This is a genomic window from Pseudomonas sp. SIMBA_068 (assembly GCF_046534705.1).
Classification (GTDB): Bacteria; Pseudomonadota; Gammaproteobacteria; order Pseudomonadales; family Pseudomonadaceae; genus Aquipseudomonas; species Aquipseudomonas putida.
This window is the reverse complement of record NZ_JAWRYI010000005.1, coordinates 115,531-131,208: the sequence shown is the minus strand read 5'-3', so window position 1 is coordinate 131,208 and position 15,678 is coordinate 115,531. Positions and strand designations below refer to the sequence as shown.

The 15,678-nt window shown below is 64.1% G+C and carries 14 protein-coding genes; 9 read left to right on the top strand and 5 right to left on the bottom strand.

Translation table 11 applies throughout. The features are described from left to right. Nucleotides 1–87: 87 nt before the first annotated feature. The 3 genes from SB756_RS14125 to SB756_RS14115 all read left to right on the top strand — a co-directional run bounded on the left by SB756_RS14125 (nt 88) and on the right by SB756_RS14115 (nt 2,509). Nucleotides 88–1,518 (top strand): coniferyl aldehyde dehydrogenase, encoded by a 1,431-nt coding sequence (locus tag SB756_RS14125; protein ID WP_341797029.1) that lies wholly within the window; start codon nt 88–90, stop codon nt 1,516–1,518. A 151-nt stretch (nt 1,519–1,669) separates the two neighbouring features. Then, a complete protein-coding gene (coaD, locus tag SB756_RS14120) occupies nt 1,670–2,149 on the top strand; it encodes a pantetheine-phosphate adenylyltransferase (protein ID WP_016489662.1) in 480 nt (159 codons plus the stop codon). 108 nt (nt 2,150–2,257) lie between these two features. After that, a complete protein-coding gene (locus SB756_RS14115; RefSeq protein WP_019473229.1) occupies nt 2,258–2,509 on the top strand; it encodes a YfhL family 4Fe-4S dicluster ferredoxin in 252 nt (83 codons plus the stop codon). A gap of 116 nt (nt 2,510–2,625) precedes the next feature. Here the strand turns inward: SB756_RS14115 and mutM are convergent, their stop codons facing one another. Both mutM and SB756_RS14105 read right to left on the bottom strand, forming a co-directional pair. Next, a complete protein-coding gene (mutM, locus tag SB756_RS14110; protein WP_049276511.1) occupies nt 2,626–3,438 on the bottom strand; it encodes a bifunctional DNA-formamidopyrimidine glycosylase/DNA-(apurinic or apyrimidinic site) lyase in 813 nt (270 codons plus the stop codon). Between the two features lie 3 nt (nt 3,439–3,441). Then, a complete protein-coding gene (locus tag SB756_RS14105; protein ID WP_341798936.1) occupies nt 3,442–4,260 on the bottom strand; it encodes an HDOD domain-containing protein in 819 nt (272 codons plus the stop codon). Between the two features lie 423 nt (nt 4,261–4,683). On the opposite strand from SB756_RS14105, the gene SB756_RS14100 reads away from it, so the two are divergent. Next, a complete protein-coding gene (locus SB756_RS14100; protein ID WP_234226492.1) occupies nt 4,684–5,880 on the top strand; it encodes a class I SAM-dependent rRNA methyltransferase in 1,197 nt (398 codons plus the stop codon). 271 nt (nt 5,881–6,151) lie between these two features. After that, a complete protein-coding gene (gene ilvD, locus SB756_RS14095) occupies nt 6,152–7,993 on the top strand; it encodes a dihydroxy-acid dehydratase (RefSeq protein ID WP_016502088.1) in 1,842 nt (613 codons plus the stop codon). 111 nt (nt 7,994–8,104) lie between these two features. Here ilvD and SB756_RS14090 read toward each other — a convergent pair whose 3' ends face one another. Next, complete coding sequence (locus tag SB756_RS14090) at nt 8,105–9,160, bottom strand: haloacid dehalogenase-like hydrolase (RefSeq protein ID WP_241799568.1); 1,056 nt, start codon at nt 9,158–9,160, stop codon at nt 8,105–8,107. Nucleotides 9,161–9,404: 244 nt separating this feature from the next. On the opposite strand from SB756_RS14090, the gene SB756_RS14085 reads away from it, so the two are divergent. Both SB756_RS14085 and SB756_RS14080 read left to right on the top strand, forming a co-directional pair. After that, on the top strand, nt 9,405–10,796 hold the full coding sequence (locus SB756_RS14085) for an L-cystine transporter (RefSeq protein ID WP_410910998.1): 1,392 nt from the start codon (nt 9,405–9,407) through the stop codon (nt 10,794–10,796). A 145-nt stretch (nt 10,797–10,941) separates the two neighbouring features. Next, complete coding sequence (locus SB756_RS14080) at nt 10,942–11,148, top strand: hypothetical protein (protein ID WP_025340991.1); 207 nt, start codon at nt 10,942–10,944, stop codon at nt 11,146–11,148. Nucleotides 11,149–11,225: 77 nt separating this feature from the next. Here the strand turns inward: SB756_RS14080 and SB756_RS14075 are convergent, their stop codons facing one another. After that, on the bottom strand, nt 11,226–11,741 hold the full coding sequence (locus SB756_RS14075; protein WP_410910997.1) for a dihydrofolate reductase: 516 nt from the start codon (nt 11,739–11,741) through the stop codon (nt 11,226–11,228). 54 nt (nt 11,742–11,795) lie between these two features. On the opposite strand from SB756_RS14075, the gene SB756_RS14070 reads away from it, so the two are divergent. Further along, nucleotides 11,796–13,187, top strand: a complete 1,392-nt coding sequence (locus SB756_RS14070; RefSeq protein WP_410911052.1) for a DUF2868 domain-containing protein — start codon at nt 11,796–11,798, stop codon at nt 13,185–13,187. Continuing rightward, entirely contained in the window at nt 13,180–14,544 is a 1,365-nt protein-coding gene (locus SB756_RS14065; protein WP_341797034.1) for a GTPase/DUF3482 domain-containing protein, read from the top strand. Before SB756_RS14070 ends, SB756_RS14065 begins: the two co-directional genes overlap by 8 nt. Nucleotides 14,545–14,641: 97 nt before the next feature. Here the strand turns inward: SB756_RS14065 and SB756_RS14060 are convergent, their stop codons facing one another. After that, nucleotides 14,642–15,667: a putative 2-aminoethylphosphonate ABC transporter substrate-binding protein gene (locus SB756_RS14060; RefSeq protein ID WP_341797035.1), complete on the bottom strand. Its 1,026-nt coding sequence runs from the start codon at nt 15,665–15,667 to the stop codon at nt 14,642–14,644. Nucleotides 15,668–15,678 lie beyond the last annotated feature (11 nt).

Below are 15,678 nucleotides of genomic sequence, written 5' to 3'. Positions count from 1 at the left end.
CACCGTTCGGCGGCGGGGAAAAATTCGCACCATCGTCCCGATTAGAGTATAGGCTCTAGACATTTCCTGCCCGGATCAAACGCTGCCATGAACGCGCCCAGTGCCGTGACCCCTGTGCAATCAGACCTCGACCTTGCGGCGATGTTCGCTGCCCAGCGCCAGGCCTTCGCCGGCAACCCCCTGCCGCCGGCGGCCCAGCGACTGCAATGGCTGAGAACCCTGCGCGAAGCCTTGCTGGCCAACCAGGCTGGGCTGATCGAGGCCATCAGCGAGGATTTTTCCGGGCGCAGCGCCGACGAGACCCTGCTGGCCGAGCTGCTGCCCTCGGTACAGGGCCTGCGCCACGCCGAAAGGCACCTGCATCGCTGGATGCGCGCCGGCCGGCGACGGGTCGGTTTGGCCTTCCAGCCGGCCAGCGCGCAGGTACGTTATCAGCCGCTGGGGGTGGTGGGCATCATCGTGCCGTGGAACTACCCGCTGTTTCTCGCCATCGGCCCGCTGACCTGCGCCCTGGCCGCAGGCAACCGGGTCATGCTCAAGCTCAGCGAAGCCACGCCCGCCAGCGCCCAGGCCTTGAAACAACTCTTGGAGCAGGTGTTTCCCTCCGATCTGGTCAGCGTGGTGCTGGGTGAGGTAGCGGTGGGCCAGGCCTTCGCCCACTTGCCCTTCGACCACCTGCTGTTCACCGGTGCCACCAGCGTGGGCCGGCAAGTCATGCTGGCGGCGGCGCAGAACCTGACCCCGGTTACCCTGGAGCTGGGCGGCAAGTCACCGGCCATCGTGTCGGCCGACGTGCCACTGGACAGCGCCGCCGAGCGCATCGCCTTCGGCAAAACCCTCAACGCCGGGCAAACCTGCGTAGCCCCCGACTATGTGCTGGTGCCGCGCGAACGGCTGGCGGCCTTCAGCGACGCCTACCAGCGCGCCGTGCGCCGCCTGTACCCACGCATTGCCGACAACCCCGACTACACCGCCATCATCAACCCCCGCCAGCTGCAGCGCTTGCAGCACCTGCTGGACGATGCCCGCGACAAAGGTGCGCAGGTGCTTGACCTGTACCCTGGTGAAACCCGCCAGGGCCGGCGCCTGCCACCCCACCTGCTGCTGGACGTGAACGACAGCATGCAGGTAATGCAGGACGAAATCTTCGGCCCGCTGCTGCCGCTGGTGCCCTACGACAGCCTCGACCAGGCGCTGGCCTACATCAACCAGCGCCCGCGCCCGCTGGCGCTGTACTACTTCGGTTATGACCGGGCCGGCCAAGAGCATGTGCTGCGCCACACCCACTCCGGCGGGGTATGTCTGAACGACACCCTGCTGCATGTGGCCCAGGACGACCTGCCCTTCGGCGGCATCGGCCCTTCGGGCATGGGCCACTACCATGGCCACGACGGTTTCCTGACCTTCAGCAAGGCCAAGGCCGTACTTGCCAAGCAACGTTTCAACGCCGCACGGCTGATCTACCCGCCTTATGGCAAAGCCTTGCAGCGCCTGGTCTACAAGCTGTTCATCCGCTAAGCAGCTGCCCGTGCACCGCCCCGTGGCACACAGCGCATGACAACGAATACGGCGCCTGTCTATAGTGCCATCAGCTGGCCGCATGACTTGGCCGGGCGCAATCGCTGCGCTACCATCCGACTCCCCAACGCACTCCAGCCAGGATGACGCGATGAACCGAGTGTTGTACCCGGGTACTTTCGACCCCATTACCAAAGGCCATGGAGACCTGGTCGAGCGCGCCTCGCGCTTGTTCGACCACGTGATCATCGCGGTGGCGGCCAGCCCGAAGAAAAACCCCCTGTTCCCCCTGGAGCAGCGGGTGGCGCTAGCCCGTGAGGTCACCAAGCACCTGCCGAATGTCGAAGTCATCGGCTTCTCCTCCCTGTTGGCGCATTTCGCCAAGGAACAGGGCGCCAACGTCTTCCTGCGTGGCCTGCGTGCGGTGTCCGACTTCGAGTACGAGTTCCAGCTGGCGAACATGAACCGGCAACTGGCCCCCGATGTCGAGAGCCTGTTCCTGACCCCTTCGGAACGTTATTCGTTCATTTCCTCGACTTTGGTCCGGGAAATCGCTGCACTGGGCGGCGATATCAGCAAATTCGTCCACCCGGTGGTGGCCGAAGCGCTGACTGAACGCTTCAAGAAGTAAGCCTGATCGCCTGATTATCGCGCCCGCGTGCACTGCGGGCGCGAATGCGGCACAATTGTGCCCACTGCGTTGAACATGCCCGGGCCATGAGCCCCGGCCGGAGTCCCCATGTCCCTGATCATCACCGACGATTGCATCAACTGCGACGTCTGCGAACCCGAGTGCCCGAACGAGGCCATCTCCCAAGGCGAAGAGATCTACGTGATCGACCCTAACCTGTGCACCCAGTGCGTGGGCCACTACGACGAGCCGCAGTGCCAACAGGTCTGCCCGGTCGACTGCATCCCGCTGGATGAAGCGCACCCGGAAAGCGAAGAACAGCTGATGGCCAAGTACCGCCGGATTACCGGCAAGGCCTGATCACTGGTCACTGTGGGAGCGGGCATGCCCGCGAACACCGGCGCAGCCGGTGCCATCCATCGCGTCGCCTGCTTCGCGGGCTTGCCCGCTCCCACAGTGATCGCGCCAGCTTCAGGTCAGCGCTGGCAGCGCGGGCAATACACGCTCGCCCTTTGCCCCAGCTTCACCTCGCGTAACTCCGTGCCGCACACCTTGCACGGCTGCCCGCCTCGCCCGTAGACGAACAATTCCTGCTGGAAGTACCCCGGCTGCCCATCGCCACCGATGAAGTCGCGCAGGGTGGTACCACCGCGCTCGATCGCCGCCGCCAGCACCCGCTTGATCTCGATTGCCAGCTTCAGGTAGCGCGCCCGTGAAATCCCGCCCGCCTCGCGCCGAGGGTCGATGCCTGCGGCAAACAGCGCTTCGGTAGCGTAGATGTTGCCCACCCCCACCACCACCGCGTTGTCCATGATGAACGGTTTGACCGCCATCGACCGCCCGCGGGACAGCTGGAACAGGCGCTCACCGTCAAACAGGTCCGTCAGCGGCTCAGGCCCGAGGCGCAGCAGCAGCTCGTGGTTCAGCGGGTCCAGGCTCCACAGCATGGCACCAAAGCGGCGCGGGTCGGTGTAGCGCAGCATCAGCCCCGACTCCAGCTCGATGTCGACATGTTCATGCCTGGCCGCCGGCAAACCCAGCTCGACCAGCCGCAAGTTGCCCGACATGCCCAGGTGGCTGATCAGCGTACCGACCTCGGCATTGATCAACAGGTACTTGGCGCGCCGCTCGACACTGACAATGCGCTGCCCCGACAGGCGCACATCCAGGTCCTCCGGGATCGGCCAGCGCAAGCGCCGGTCGCGCACCACCACGCGGCTGACGCGCTGGCCTTCGAGGTGGGGCGCAATACCGCGCCGGGTGGTTTCTACTTCTGGCAATTCCGGCATGTGTCAGTGCCCGCTCAGCTCGCGAATGTTCTGCTTGAGGTTTTCGAAATCGTATTCCGACAAGCCAATGTAATCGAGCACCAGCGGGCCGACCACGTTCCATTCGTGGTCCACCGCCTGGCTGCCCAGCACCCGGTAGGACGCGCAGATGTGCTCGGCCATCTTCAGCACCGCCAGCAGGTTTTTCAGCTGGCTCTGGGTATTGCGCGCGCTCTCGTCCCGGAACACGGCCAGGGCGTTGTGGTGGTTGGCGATGGCTGCGGTGAGGTGCTCGGGCAGGCGCCAGGACTTGGCGGTGAAATAGCCGACCACCGAATGGTTGGTGTTGAACACGCGGTTTTCGGTGTCGACCACGCGCGTTTCTTCATCGGCCTGGGCATAGGCCTGCACCAGCACATCCATGTAGTCCGGGAAGCGCTTGAGCATCAGCGGCACCCCACAGTCATGGAACAGGCCCAGGGTGTAAGCCTCGTCCGCGGCCTGGATCCCGGTGCGCTTGGCCAGCATCAGACAGGTGTTCGCCACGTCCTGGGCGGTATCCCAGAAACGGTTGAGGGTGACGATGGTCTCGTCGCTCATCTCGCCCTTGATCGACTGGGCGTTGATCAGGTTGATGATCGAACGGCTGCCCAGCAAATTTACCGCGCGCTGGATCGAGCCGATCTTGTTGGACAGGCCGAAGTGCGGGGAGTTGACCAGCTTGAGCAAGGCGCCTGAGAGGCCCGGGTCCTGGGAAATCAGCTTGGCGATGGTTTCCAGGTCCGGGTCAGGCATGTACTGCTCGAACTGCAGGTCGACCATGATCTGCGGTTGCGGCGGAATGGTGATGCCTTGCAAGGCTTGCTGGATCTGTTCGGCGCTGAGTTCTTGGGACATACGTGCACACTCGTTTAGGACCGGCGATTTTAACCCTCTAAGCGCTCGCCGTGACAGGTGCAGCGCCTGGGAAATCGAGCGCCGCCCACGCGGCGCTTCGCAGCACAAGGCTGCTCCTACATCTGTTTCGGGCCTGTTATTCCTGCAGCAAAGGCGCGCGGGCCTTTGCCGTTCACCTCAATATCGCGTCGGACAAACAAAGCGATCGCGTGCATTGGCACAGGCGTGACTGGCCCGAAACAGATGTAGGAGCAGCCTTGCGCTGCGAAGCGCCGCGCGGGCGGCGCTCGATCTCCCAGGCGCTGCACCTCTAAAGGCGAAAGCACCGCAGACACGTTATACTCCCGCTCTTTTTTCCGGAGCGACGTCATGTCCCTGCCCAGCCTTCGCCTCAAAGCCAATGCCGACCGCCGCCTGCGCGCCGGCCACCTGTGGGTCTACAGCAACGAAGTCGACGTCACCGCGACCCCGCTGCAAGGCTTCCAGGCCGGCCAGCAGGCCGTTCTCGAGGCAGCCAACGGCAAGCCGCTGGGCATCGTCGCACTCAGCCCGAACAACCTGATCTGCGCCCGCCTGCTGTCGCGGGACATCAAGCTGCCGCTGGACAAGTCGCTGCTGGTACACCGCCTGAACGTCGCCCTGTCGCTGCGCGAGCGCCTGTTCGACAAGCCGTGCTATCGCCTGGTCTACGGCGATTCCGACCTGCTGCCGGGCCTGGTGGTCGACCGCTTCTTCGACATCCTCGTGGTGCAGCTGGCCTCGGCCACCATGGAAGCGCACAAGGACGACGTGATCGCTGCCTTGGTGCAGGTGCTCAAGCCCAGCGGCATCCTGTTCAAGAACGACTCCGCCGCGCGTGACGCCGAAGGCCTGCAGCGCTATGTCGAGACCGTCTACGGCGAAGTGCCGGACTGGGTGGCGCTGGAAGAGAACGGCGTCAAGTTCGAAGCCCCAGTGCGTGAAGGCCAGAAGACCGGCTGGTTCTACGACCACCGCATGAACCGCGCGCGCCTGGCGCCGTACGTGAAGGGCAAGCGTGTACTCGACCTGTTCAGCTACATCGGTGGCTGGGGCGTGCAGGCCGGCGCGTTCGGCGCCAGCGAAGTATTCTGCGTCGATGCCTCGGGCTTTGCCCTGGATGGCGTGGAGCGTAACGCTGCCCTGAACGGCATCGGCGAGAAGCTGACCTGCATCGAAGGCGACGTGTTCGAAGCCCTGCGCGAGCTCAAGGCTGCAGAAGAACGCTTCGACGTGATCATTGCCGACCCACCCGCCTTCATCAAGCGCAAGAAAGACCTGAAAAACGGCGAAGCGGCCTACCGCCGCCTGAACGAACAGGCCATGCGCATGCTGAACAAGGATGGCATCCTGGTCAGCGCCTCGTGCTCGATGCACCTGCCCGAGGACGACCTGAACAACATCCTGCTGACCAGCGCCCGCCACCTGGACCGCAACATGCAGCTGCTCGAGCGCGGCGGCCAGGGCCCAGACCACCCGGTACACCCAGCCATCGCCGAGACCCGCTACATCAAGAGCATCACCTGCCGCTTGCTGCCAAACAGCTGAAATCTGCTGCAAAGGGCCGCCTGGCGGCCCTTTCCTGCTGCAATCTCCCCGCCAACCATCCACATCTGCATTCCCTCACCGCGCCAGCGGTGTAGAATCGGCCTATTCATCGCCAGTCATCCCCGGCGGGTTTATGAGCTCTGGCCAAGCACGCGGCGATCCCGTGGTGTCTTCGGCCCCATCCGTGCCAGTGGCAACAGGCCTGCGGCACAAAGGACAAGAGAAGCTCACTCCCCTTTATGTGACCTGATTAAGCCGCCAGGAGTGTTTCATGCCTGATTATCGTTCCAAGACTTCCACCCATGGCCGCAACATGGCCGGCGCCCGTGCCCTGTGGCGCGCAACCGGGATGAAGGACGAAGATTTCAAGAAACCGATCATTGCCATCGCCAACTCGTTCACCCAGTTCGTCCCGGGCCACGTGCACCTGAAGGACCTGGGCCAGCTGGTTGCCCGCGAGATCGAGCGCGCCGGTGGCGTGGCCAAGGAATTCAACACCATCGCGGTCGATGACGGCATCGCCATGGGCCACGACGGCATGCTGTACTCGCTGCCAAGCCGCGAGATCATCGCCGACGCCGTGGAATACATGGTCAACGCCCACTGCGCCGACGCCATCGTGTGCATCTCCAACTGCGACAAGATCACCCCCGGCATGCTGATGGCCGCCCTGCGCCTGAACATCCCGGTGATCTTCGTTTCCGGCGGCCCGATGGAAGCCGGCAAGACCAAGCTGGCCAGCCACGGCCTGGACCTGGTCGACGCCATGGTCATCGCCGCCGATTCCACCGCTTCCGACGAAAAAGTCGCCGAATACGAGCGCAGCGCCTGCCCGACCTGCGGTTCGTGCTCTGGCATGTTCACCGCCAACTCGATGAACTGCCTGACCGAGGCCCTGGGCCTGGCCCTGCCGGGCAACGGCTCGACCCTGGCCACCCACGCCGACCGCGAGCAGCTGTTCCTCACCGCCGGCCGCACCATCGTCGAGCTGTGCAAGCGCTACTACGGCGACAACGATCAGTCGGTACTGCCGCGCAACATTGCCAACTTCAAGGCGTTCGAAAACGCCATGATGCTCGACATCGCCATGGGCGGCTCGACCAACACCATCCTGCACCTGCTGGCCGCAGCCCAGGAAGGCGAAGTCGCGTTCGACCTGCGTGACATCGACCGCCTGTCGCGCAAAGTGCCGCAGCTGTGCAAAGTGGCGCCGAACATCCAGAAGTACCACATGGAAGACGTGCACCGCGCCGGCGGCATCTTCAGCATCCTCGGTTCGCTGGCCCGTGGCGGCCTGCTGCACACCGACCTGCCGACCGTGCACAGCGCCAGCATGGAAGAAGCCATCGCCAAATGGGATATCACCCAGACCGATGACGAAGCCGTGCACACCTTCTTCAAGGCCGGCCCTGCCGGTATCCCGACCCAGACTGCGTTCAGCCAGTCGACCCGTTGGGAAACCCTCGACGACGACCGCGAAAACGGCTGCATCCGTAGCTTCGAGCACGCCTACTCGCAAGAAGGCGGCCTGGCCGTGCTGTACGGCAACATCGCCCTCGACGGTTGCGTGGTGAAAACCGCCGGTGTCGACGAATCGATCCACGTGTTCGAAGGCAATGCCAAGATCTTCGAGAGCCAGGACAGCGCCGTGCGCGGCATCCTCGCCGACGAAGTGAAGGCCGGCGACATCGTGATCATCCGCTACGAAGGCCCGAAAGGCGGCCCGGGCATGCAGGAAATGCTGTACCCGACCTCGTACCTGAAGTCCAAAGGCCTGGGCAAGGCTTGCGCCCTGCTCACCGACGGCCGCTTCTCGGGCGGTACCTCGGGCCTGTCGATCGGCCACGCCTCGCCGGAAGCGGCTGCCGGCGGCGCCATCGGCCTGGTGCGCGACGGCGACAAGGTATTGATCGACATCCCTAACCGTTCGATCAACCTGCTGGTCAGCGACGAAGAACTGGCCGAGCGCCGCATCGAGCAGGACAAGAAGGGCTGGAAACCCGCTGAAGTACGCCCACGCAAAGTGACCACCGCGCTGAAGGCCTACGCCCTGCTGGCGACCAGTGCCGACAAAGGTGCGGTGCGCAACAAGGCGATGCTGGAAGGGCTCTGAGGCTTTTCTAGCGTGAAAGAAGAACCGGCGCCCTGGGTGCCGGTTTTTTATGCCTGTTCCGGCCTCTTCGCGGGTGAACCCGCGAAGAGGCCGGAACAGACAACGCAACAACTACTGGATTTGCTCCGGCGTCACGATCACCCAGTTCTTGTCCGCCGTCACCGGCAACCCTTCCTTGGCCTGCGCCGCCGCATTCCTGGTAATCATGCCGTTGAGCTGGTCCATGTACTTGGCCTTGCGGTTTATCCACAGGTGGATGCCACCTTTGCCCACATCCACCCCGTGGAACTGCATGTAGCCATCGCTGGTCGGCGTGTCGCCGCCCACCAGCACCGGTTTCTTCCATTCATCGATGTAGGTCAGGATGGCCGCCTGCTTGCCCGCCATCCAGGTAGCGGGGGTCCACAGGTACGGTGTCAGCTCCAGCCCTTCGTTGGCTTTGGCATCATAGTGGCCAGCACTGATTTGCTTGCGTGCCGTGGTCAGTTGCCCATTGCTGCGGTCCTTTAGCAGCAGGCTCACGCCGATCACGTTCTGCGGTTTCACGTTGTAGCCGTACCTGGGGTCCGAGGCGACCATGCGCACCAGCTCTTCGGAGGCCGCCGAAATCACGTACACCTCGATGCCATTCTCCATCAACTTGTTGTAGAGCTCGGCTTGGCCCTTGAAGACCTTGGGCGGCTGTACCTCGATGGCCTTGACCTGGTCGCCTTCGTAATAAGTACTGGGGATCGGCTTGGTAGAAGCCATCAGCTCATCCACCTGCACCTTCAACTCCTTCAGGGTAAAACCCGAGAACACCTGGGCCACCCACGGGTAGCAGACCATGTCGTCGACTTCGCACAACCGGTAGTAGTAGCTGAACAGGCTTTCCTTGTGCTCGGCAGTGTCCTTGAACGGCATCAGCTTCAGCGACGGGTCAAGCTTGTCGCGGCTCAGCAGGCCCTTGTTTTCCATGAACGGCAGCAGGGCTTCTTCCAGGTCATAGCGGTAGCTGGTGTTGTCCATGTCGAACACCGCGTAGTTACCCTTGTTGGCATTGGCAGCGATCATGCTGTCGAGCTGCCTGGCCGCCTCGGCGGGCCAATGCTTGAGCTCGGTGGCGAAGGTTTCGATACTGAACAGCAGGGACAGGCCGATGGCGGCGGCTTTCACAGCGACTTTCATGTACGAATCTCCTGAAATGACCCAGAAACGCTAGTGCAACAATCCCCACTGCCAACCTTCGATAACGACCTCAATGCAGCCGCAAACGCCGCGTTCATTGCAATCTGCGACACTTCGTTATTCCATAAACGACTATGCAAATTCCATTTGGGTATAAATTCGTTTGTTTTCAGGCTGTTAGCATTTCCGTTCGCAATCGCTCACAGAGGCGATGCCACTTCTGCTTTTTTCTGCTGGAGCTTCAATGAACCTGCCGCTGTCACTTAACCTGCTGGCGTTCCTGGCCCTGTTGCTGGGCCTGGCACAAACCCGCCGCACCGACTGGAGCCTGGCCAAGAAGGTACTGCTGGGCCTGGTGCTGGGCGTAGTCTTCGGCCTGGCCCTGCACACGATCTACGGCGCTGGCCACCCCGTGCTCAAGGCCACCATCGCCTGGCTCGACCTGGTCGGCAACGGCTATGTCGGCTTGTTGCAGATGATTGTCATGCCGCTGATCTTCGCCTCGATCCTCAGTGCCGTGGCGCGCCTGCACAATGCCTCGTCGCTGGGCCGCATCAGCGTGCTGAGCATCGGCACCCTGCTGCTGACCACCGCCATTGCCGCGCTGATCGGCATCGTGCTGACCAACCTGTTCGGCCTGAGTGCAGAAGGCCTGGTGGCCGGTGTGCAGGAAAGCGCCCGCATGCAGGTTATCCACAGCGACTACGCCGGCAAGGTCGCCGACCTCAACATCCCGCAGCTGCTGCTGTCGTTCATCCCCAGCAACCCGGTGGGTGACCTGGCGCGGGCCAAGCCGACGTCGATCATCAGCGTGGTGATCTTCGCCGTGTTCGTCGGCCTGGCCGCGCTGCAGCTGATCAAGGACGATGCCGAGAAAGGCGAGCGCGCCCTGTCGGCCATCGACACCCTGCAAGCCTGGGTGATGCGCCTGGTGCGGGTGGTAATGAAACTGACCCCGTATGGCGTGCTGGCGTTGATGACCAAGGTGGTTGCCAGCTCGAACATGGAAGACATCCTCAAGCTGGGCAGCTTCGTGGTGGTGTCGTACCTGGGCCTGGGGTTGATGTTCGTGGTGCACGCCCTCATCCTGGCGGCGACGGGTGTGAGCCCGCTGCGCTTCTTCCGCAAGGTGTGGCCGGTGCTGACCTTCGCCTTCACCAGCCGCTCCAGCGCCGCCAGCATTCCGCTGAACATCGAAGCGCAAACCCGCCGCCTGGGTGTGCCGCAGTCTATTGCCAGCTTCAGCGCATCGTTCGGCACCACCATTGGCCAAAACGGCTGCGCTGGCCTCTATCCCGCCATGCTGGCGGTGATGGTGGCACCGGCAGTGGGCATCGATACGTTCGACCCGCTGTGGATCGCGACCCTGGTGGCCATAGTCACGCTGAGTTCTGCAGGGGTTGCCGGCGTGGGTGGCGGGGCCACCTTTGCCGCGCTGATCGTGCTGCCGGCCATGGGCTTGCCGGTGGAGCTGGTGGCGTTGCTGATTTCGGTGGAGCCGCTGATTGACATGGGGCGTACGGCGCTTAACGTGAACGGTTCGATGACGGCGGGCGTGGTGACCAGCCAGTTGCTGAAAGAGACTGACAAGGATGTGCTGGCGGGCGATGAGCATGCCGATCTGAGCCATACCTGACTGTTTGCCGGGGCGCAGTGCGCCCCAATATCCAGTAACGCAATGGCAAGGGAAGCCAGCAACTGGTCGCTGCAGGCGTCGCTATACTGCTAGCCGGGCGTAGCGCATACGCCGAGGGAAAGGAGCCAACATGCACCAGTACGACATGACCCAGGCCGAAGCCGAAAAAATCCGCATCGAGGTAGCCAAGATTCGCGTCGAAGTCGACAAACTGATGGCCGAGACGCGCAAGCTGAATGCCGAGGCGGTCAAAATGACCCGCGAAACATTCTGGTATCCGGTTGCCATCGCCGTAGGTTTTGTCACGACGGTGGCGACGGTTACCGCATTGATCATCAAGTTGCTCACCTGAGCACCGCCCCACCGCAAGAGCGGCCTTACCGGGGCGCCGGCCCGGTCGGAAAGGGCTGCAAAGCAGCCCCGGCTTTCTCAAATCTGGTCCCAAACCTCGAAGTGATACGCAGGCTTACCCTCTTCCGCCTGCGCCTCGCTGGACGCCAGTTTCCAAACCGCCTGGTCAAACTCGGGGAACCAGGCATCCCCCTGCGGTGACAGCTCCACCCGCGTCAGGTACATGCGGCTGACCAGCCCCTTCTCCAGCGCCTGGCCATACAGCTGCGCCCCGCCAATCAGCATCAGCTCTTCAACGCCCTGCTCGCGCGCCCACTGCTCGGCCCGCACCAGCGCATCTTCAAGCGACGCAAACACCTCGGCACCCGCCAGTTCAAGCCCCGGCTGGCGGCTGACGACGATATTCAACCGCCCCGGCAGCGGCCGCCCCAGCGAATCCCAGGTCTTGCGCCCCATGATGATCGGCTTGCCCAGGGTGGTGGCCTTGAAGTATTTGAAATCCCCGGGCAAATGCCAGGGCATGGAATTGTCGATGCCGATCACGCGGTTCTCGGCATAAGCCGCGATCAGGCTGAGGGGGAGTGATGTATTCATGCCAGCGAGGATAGCACCGGGCGTGTGGGTTATGCTTCTGCCCTGACCTGTGCAATGGAAGACCATGTGACTGAACCGACTCCACTGGACAAGCGCTGGCTCACCGAAGCGGTACGCCTGCGCGAGGAACACGCCGGCCCCCTGGAAGACCAGGAAGCCAACCGTCGCGCCCGCCAGTTGGGCGGCGACCTGGCGGCCCGCATCGAAACCCGTGCACTGTTCCTGGCCGAACGCGATGGCATGAGCACCGCCCTGCGCCACTGGAAGCAAGGCGCGCGCCTGGCGCTGCTGGCCTTGCTGCTGATGGCCGTGCTCAGCGGCGCGGGCTTGGCCCTGGCCGCCCTGGGCGACGGGCAGCGGCCGGTGAACGTGTTCTGGGCCCTGGGCAGCCTGCTCGGGCTGAACCTGCTGACGCTGCTGGGCTGGGCCATCGGTTTTGCCGTAAGCGGCGAGCATGGCGCAGGGCTGGGCCGCTTGTGGCTATGGCTGAGTGAACGCTTTGCCCGCGATGCCAAGGCCGCACACCTGGCACCTGCGCTGCTGGTGCTGCTGCAACGCCAACGCCTGAACCGCTGGCTGCTCGGCCTGCTGGTGCATGGCCTGTGGCTGCTGGCCATGCTCACCGCCCTGGGCATGCTGCTGGCCTTGCTGGCGACCCGGCGCTATGGCTTTGTCTGGGAAACCACGCTGCTTGCCGCCGACCCGTTCATCCACCTGACCCAAGCCCTGGGCGCCCTGCCTTCGCTGCTGGGTTTTGCCGTGCCCGACCAAGCCATGATCCGCGCCAGCGGCGACACCTTGCCGGCCCTGGAGCAAGCCCGGCAGGCCTGGGCCAGCTGGTTGCTGGGGGTGGTGCTGGTGTATGGCCTGTTACCACGCCTGGTACTGGCTGCATTGTGCCTGTGGCGCTGGCGCCAGGGCCGCGAGCGCCTGGCACTGGACTTGAGCCTGCCCGGCTACGCGCAACTGCGTGATGCACTGATGCCGCGCAGCGAACGCATCGGCGTGCAGGATGCCGCGCCCGAGGCCCTGCCACAGTTTGCCGCCGGCCAGCTGGAAAGCGGCAGCAGCGGTGCCCTGCTGGTGGGCCTGGAACTGGACGACCAACGCCCCTGGCCGCCCGCCCTGCCGAAAAGCGTAATCGATGCCGGCGTGCTCGACAGCCGCGAATCGCGCAACAGGCTGCTCGAACAACTCAGCCGTTTCCCCCCGGCACGCCTGGCCATCGCCTGCGACCCCCGGCGCTCGCCCGACCGCGGCAGCCTGGCGTTGCTCGCCGAACTGGCGCGCAATGCCGGCGCAACCCGTATCTGGCTGCTGCAGGCTGCACCGGGCCAGGCCGTCGATGCCCAGCGCCTCGGCGATTGGCACGAAGCCCTTGACCGCCTTGGCCTGCAGCATGCCGACACCTCACCGCTGACCTGGCTGGAGCATGGCCATGACTGAGCCACTGAAACTGGCCGTGGTCGGCCACACCAACGTTGGCAAGACCTCGCTGCTGCGCACGCTGACCCGTGACGTCGGCTTTGGCGAAGTGTCCCACCGCCCCAGCACCACCCGCCATGTAGAAGGTGCGCGCTTGTCGGTGGACGGCGAAGCCTTGCTGGAGCTGTACGACACCCCGGGCCTGGAGGACGCTATTGCCCTGCTCGACTACCTCGAGCGGCTGGAACGCCCGGGCGAGCGCCTGGACGGCCCGGCCCGCCTGGAGCGCTTTCTGCAAGGCAGCGAAGCGCGCCAGCGTTTCGAGCAGGAAGCCAAGGTGCTGCGCCAGTTGCTGGCCAGCGATGCCGGCCTGTATGTAATCGATGCGCGCGAGCCGGTGCTGGCCAAGTACCGCGATGAACTGGAAGTGCTGGCCAGCTGCGGCAAGCCGTTGCTGCCGGTGCTCAACTTCGTCGCCAGCCACCAGCACCGCGAGCCGCAATGGCGTGAAGCCCTTGCCCGGCTTGGGCTTCACGCGTTGGTGCGGTTCGACAGCGTGGCCCCGCCCGAGGATGGCGAGCGCCGCTTGTATGAAAGCCTGGCCCTGCTGCTGGAGGACGCCCGCCCGGCCCTGCAGCGGCTGATCGACGACCAGCAGGCACAGCGCCTGGCCCGCCAGCACAGTGGCAAGCGGCTGATTGCCGAGTTGCTGCTGGACTGCGCCGCCTGCCGGCGTAGCGTCGAGGCCGAGCCAGCGGCGGAAGCCAAGGCCATAGAGGCGCTGCGCCAGGACATACGCCAACGTGAACAGCGTTGCGTCGAAGCCCTGCTCAAGCTGTATGCCTTCCGCCGCGAGGATGCCCATGCCAGCGACCTGCCGTTGCTGGATGGCCGCTGGGGCGATGACCTGTTCAATCCTGAAACCCTGAAGCTGCTGGGCGTGCGCCTGGGCAGCGGCGTGGCGGCCGGCGCTGCAGCCGGGGCCGGGGTCGATCTGCTGGTCGGCGGGCTTACCCTCGGCGCGGCAGCGCTGGCCGGCGCGATTGCCGGCGGTGCGTTGCAGACGGCGCGTAACTATGGCTCACGCTTGATGGGCAAACTCAAGGGCAAACGCGAGCTGACCGTGGACGACACGGTATTGCGCTTGCTGGCGTTGCGTCAGCAGCAGTTGATGGTGGCGCTGGATAACCGCGGGCATGCGGCGCAAGACAGCATCAGGCTGGGTGAGCTGGATGAGAAGGCCTGGCGCGAGGGCAAGTTGCCAGAGGCACTGGTGAAGGCGCGGGCGCACCCACAATGGTCCACCCTCAACCCAGGGGCGAAACTGAATCAGGCTGAGCGGCAGGAACAACTGGAGGCACTGGTTTCACAATTTTGAATCAGCAGGCCTGGCCTCTTCGCAGCACAAGGCTGCTCCTACAGGCGGACGCGATACCTGTAGGAGCAGCCTTGTGCTGCGAAGAGGCCGGTACAGGTTACTGCTGGGCCACCTTCTCCGACTTGCCGTCGTAGCGCTTGCGCCACTCGGCCAGAATCTGGTCACGGTTCTTCGATGCCCAGGCAAAGTCGTTCTTGATCAGGCGCTGCTCATAGTCCGCCGGCAGCTCGGTCTGTGGCTTGGCAATACCCGGCGCGGCCAGCACGGCGAAGTTTTCCTTGTACAGCTCCATGGCAGCCGGGCTGGCCGAGAAATCAGCCAGGCGCTTGGCCGCCTCCGCCTTGGGCGAGCCCTTGATCACCGCAGTCGCCTCGATCTCCCAGCCCAGGCCTTCCTTGGGCAGCACGATGTCCAGCGGCGCGCCCTGGCGCTTGAGCTGCACGGCCGGGTACTCGAACGAGATACCGATCGGGAATTCGCCCGCAGCCGCCAGCTTGCACGGCTTTGAGCCAGAATGAACGTACTGGCCGATGTTCTGGTGCAGCGCGTCCATGTAGGCCCAGCCTTGCGGCTCACCAAAGGTCTGCAGCCAGGCGCTCACATCGAGAAAGCCGGTACCCGACGAGGCCGGGTTCGGCATGACGATCTTGCCCTTGTACTCAGGCTTGGTCAGGTCCTGCCAGCTCACCGGCTTGCTCAGGCCCTGCTTCTCGGCCTCGATGGTATTGAAGCAGATGGTCGCGGCCCACACATCCATACCCACCCAGGCCGGTGGGTTGGCGGCGTCCCGGTAGTTGCCGGCAATCTTGCCCAGGTCCTTGGGTGCATAGGCTTCAAGCATGCCGTTCTGGTCGAGAATGGCCAGGCTGGACGCCGCCAAGCCCCACACCGCGTCGGCTTGCGGGCGGTTTTTTTCGGCCAGCAGCTTGGCGGTGATGATGCCGGTGGAATCGCGAACCCACTTGATCTCGATGTCCGGGTTGGCTTTTTCGAAGGCCTGTTTGTAGCTCTTCAGCTGCTCGGCTTCCAGCGCGGTGTAGACCGTCAGCTGGGTACCGGCGGCTGAAGCCTGCAGGCTGAACACGGCGCAAACGGCAGCGGTAAGTGCAAGGTGCTTGTACATGGGTAGGTTCC

Bases quoted from the DNA above. Each gene is read 5' to 3' on its own strand.
- SB756_RS14115 (WP_019473229.1), top strand. From the start codon at position 2,258: ATGTCCCTGATCATCACCGACGATTGCATCAACTGCGACGTCTGCGAA.
- ilvD (WP_016502088.1), top strand. From the start codon at position 6,152: ATGCCTGATTATCGTTCCAAGACTTCCACCCATGGCCGCAACATGGCC.
- SB756_RS14060 (WP_341797035.1), bottom strand. From the start codon at position 15,667: ATGTACAAGCACCTTGCACTTACCGCTGCCGTTTGCGCCGTGTTCAGC.
- mutM (WP_049276511.1), bottom strand. From the start codon at position 3,438: ATGCCGGAATTGCCAGAAGTAGAAACCACCCGGCGCGGTATTGCGCCC.
- SB756_RS14070 (WP_410911052.1), top strand. From the start codon at position 11,796: ATGGAAGACCATGTGACTGAACCGACTCCACTGGACAAGCGCTGGCTC.
- SB756_RS14085 (WP_410910998.1), top strand. From the start codon at position 9,405: ATGAACCTGCCGCTGTCACTTAACCTGCTGGCGTTCCTGGCCCTGTTG.
- SB756_RS14080 (WP_025340991.1), top strand. From the start codon at position 10,942: ATGACCCAGGCCGAAGCCGAAAAAATCCGCATCGAGGTAGCCAAGATT.
- SB756_RS14090 (WP_241799568.1), bottom strand. From the start codon at position 9,160: ATGAAAGTCGCTGTGAAAGCCGCCGCCATCGGCCTGTCCCTGCTGTTC.
- SB756_RS14065 (WP_341797034.1), top strand. From the start codon at position 13,180: ATGACTGAGCCACTGAAACTGGCCGTGGTCGGCCACACCAACGTTGGC.
- SB756_RS14100 (WP_234226492.1), top strand. From the start codon at position 4,684: ATGTCCCTGCCCAGCCTTCGCCTCAAAGCCAATGCCGACCGCCGCCTG.
- SB756_RS14075 (WP_410910997.1), bottom strand. From the start codon at position 11,741: ATGAATACATCACTCCCCCTCAGCCTGATCGCGGCTTATGCCGAGAAC.
- SB756_RS14125 (WP_341797029.1), top strand. From the start codon at position 88: ATGAACGCGCCCAGTGCCGTGACCCCTGTGCAATCAGACCTCGACCTT.
- coaD (WP_016489662.1), top strand. From the start codon at position 1,670: ATGAACCGAGTGTTGTACCCGGGTACTTTCGACCCCATTACCAAAGGC.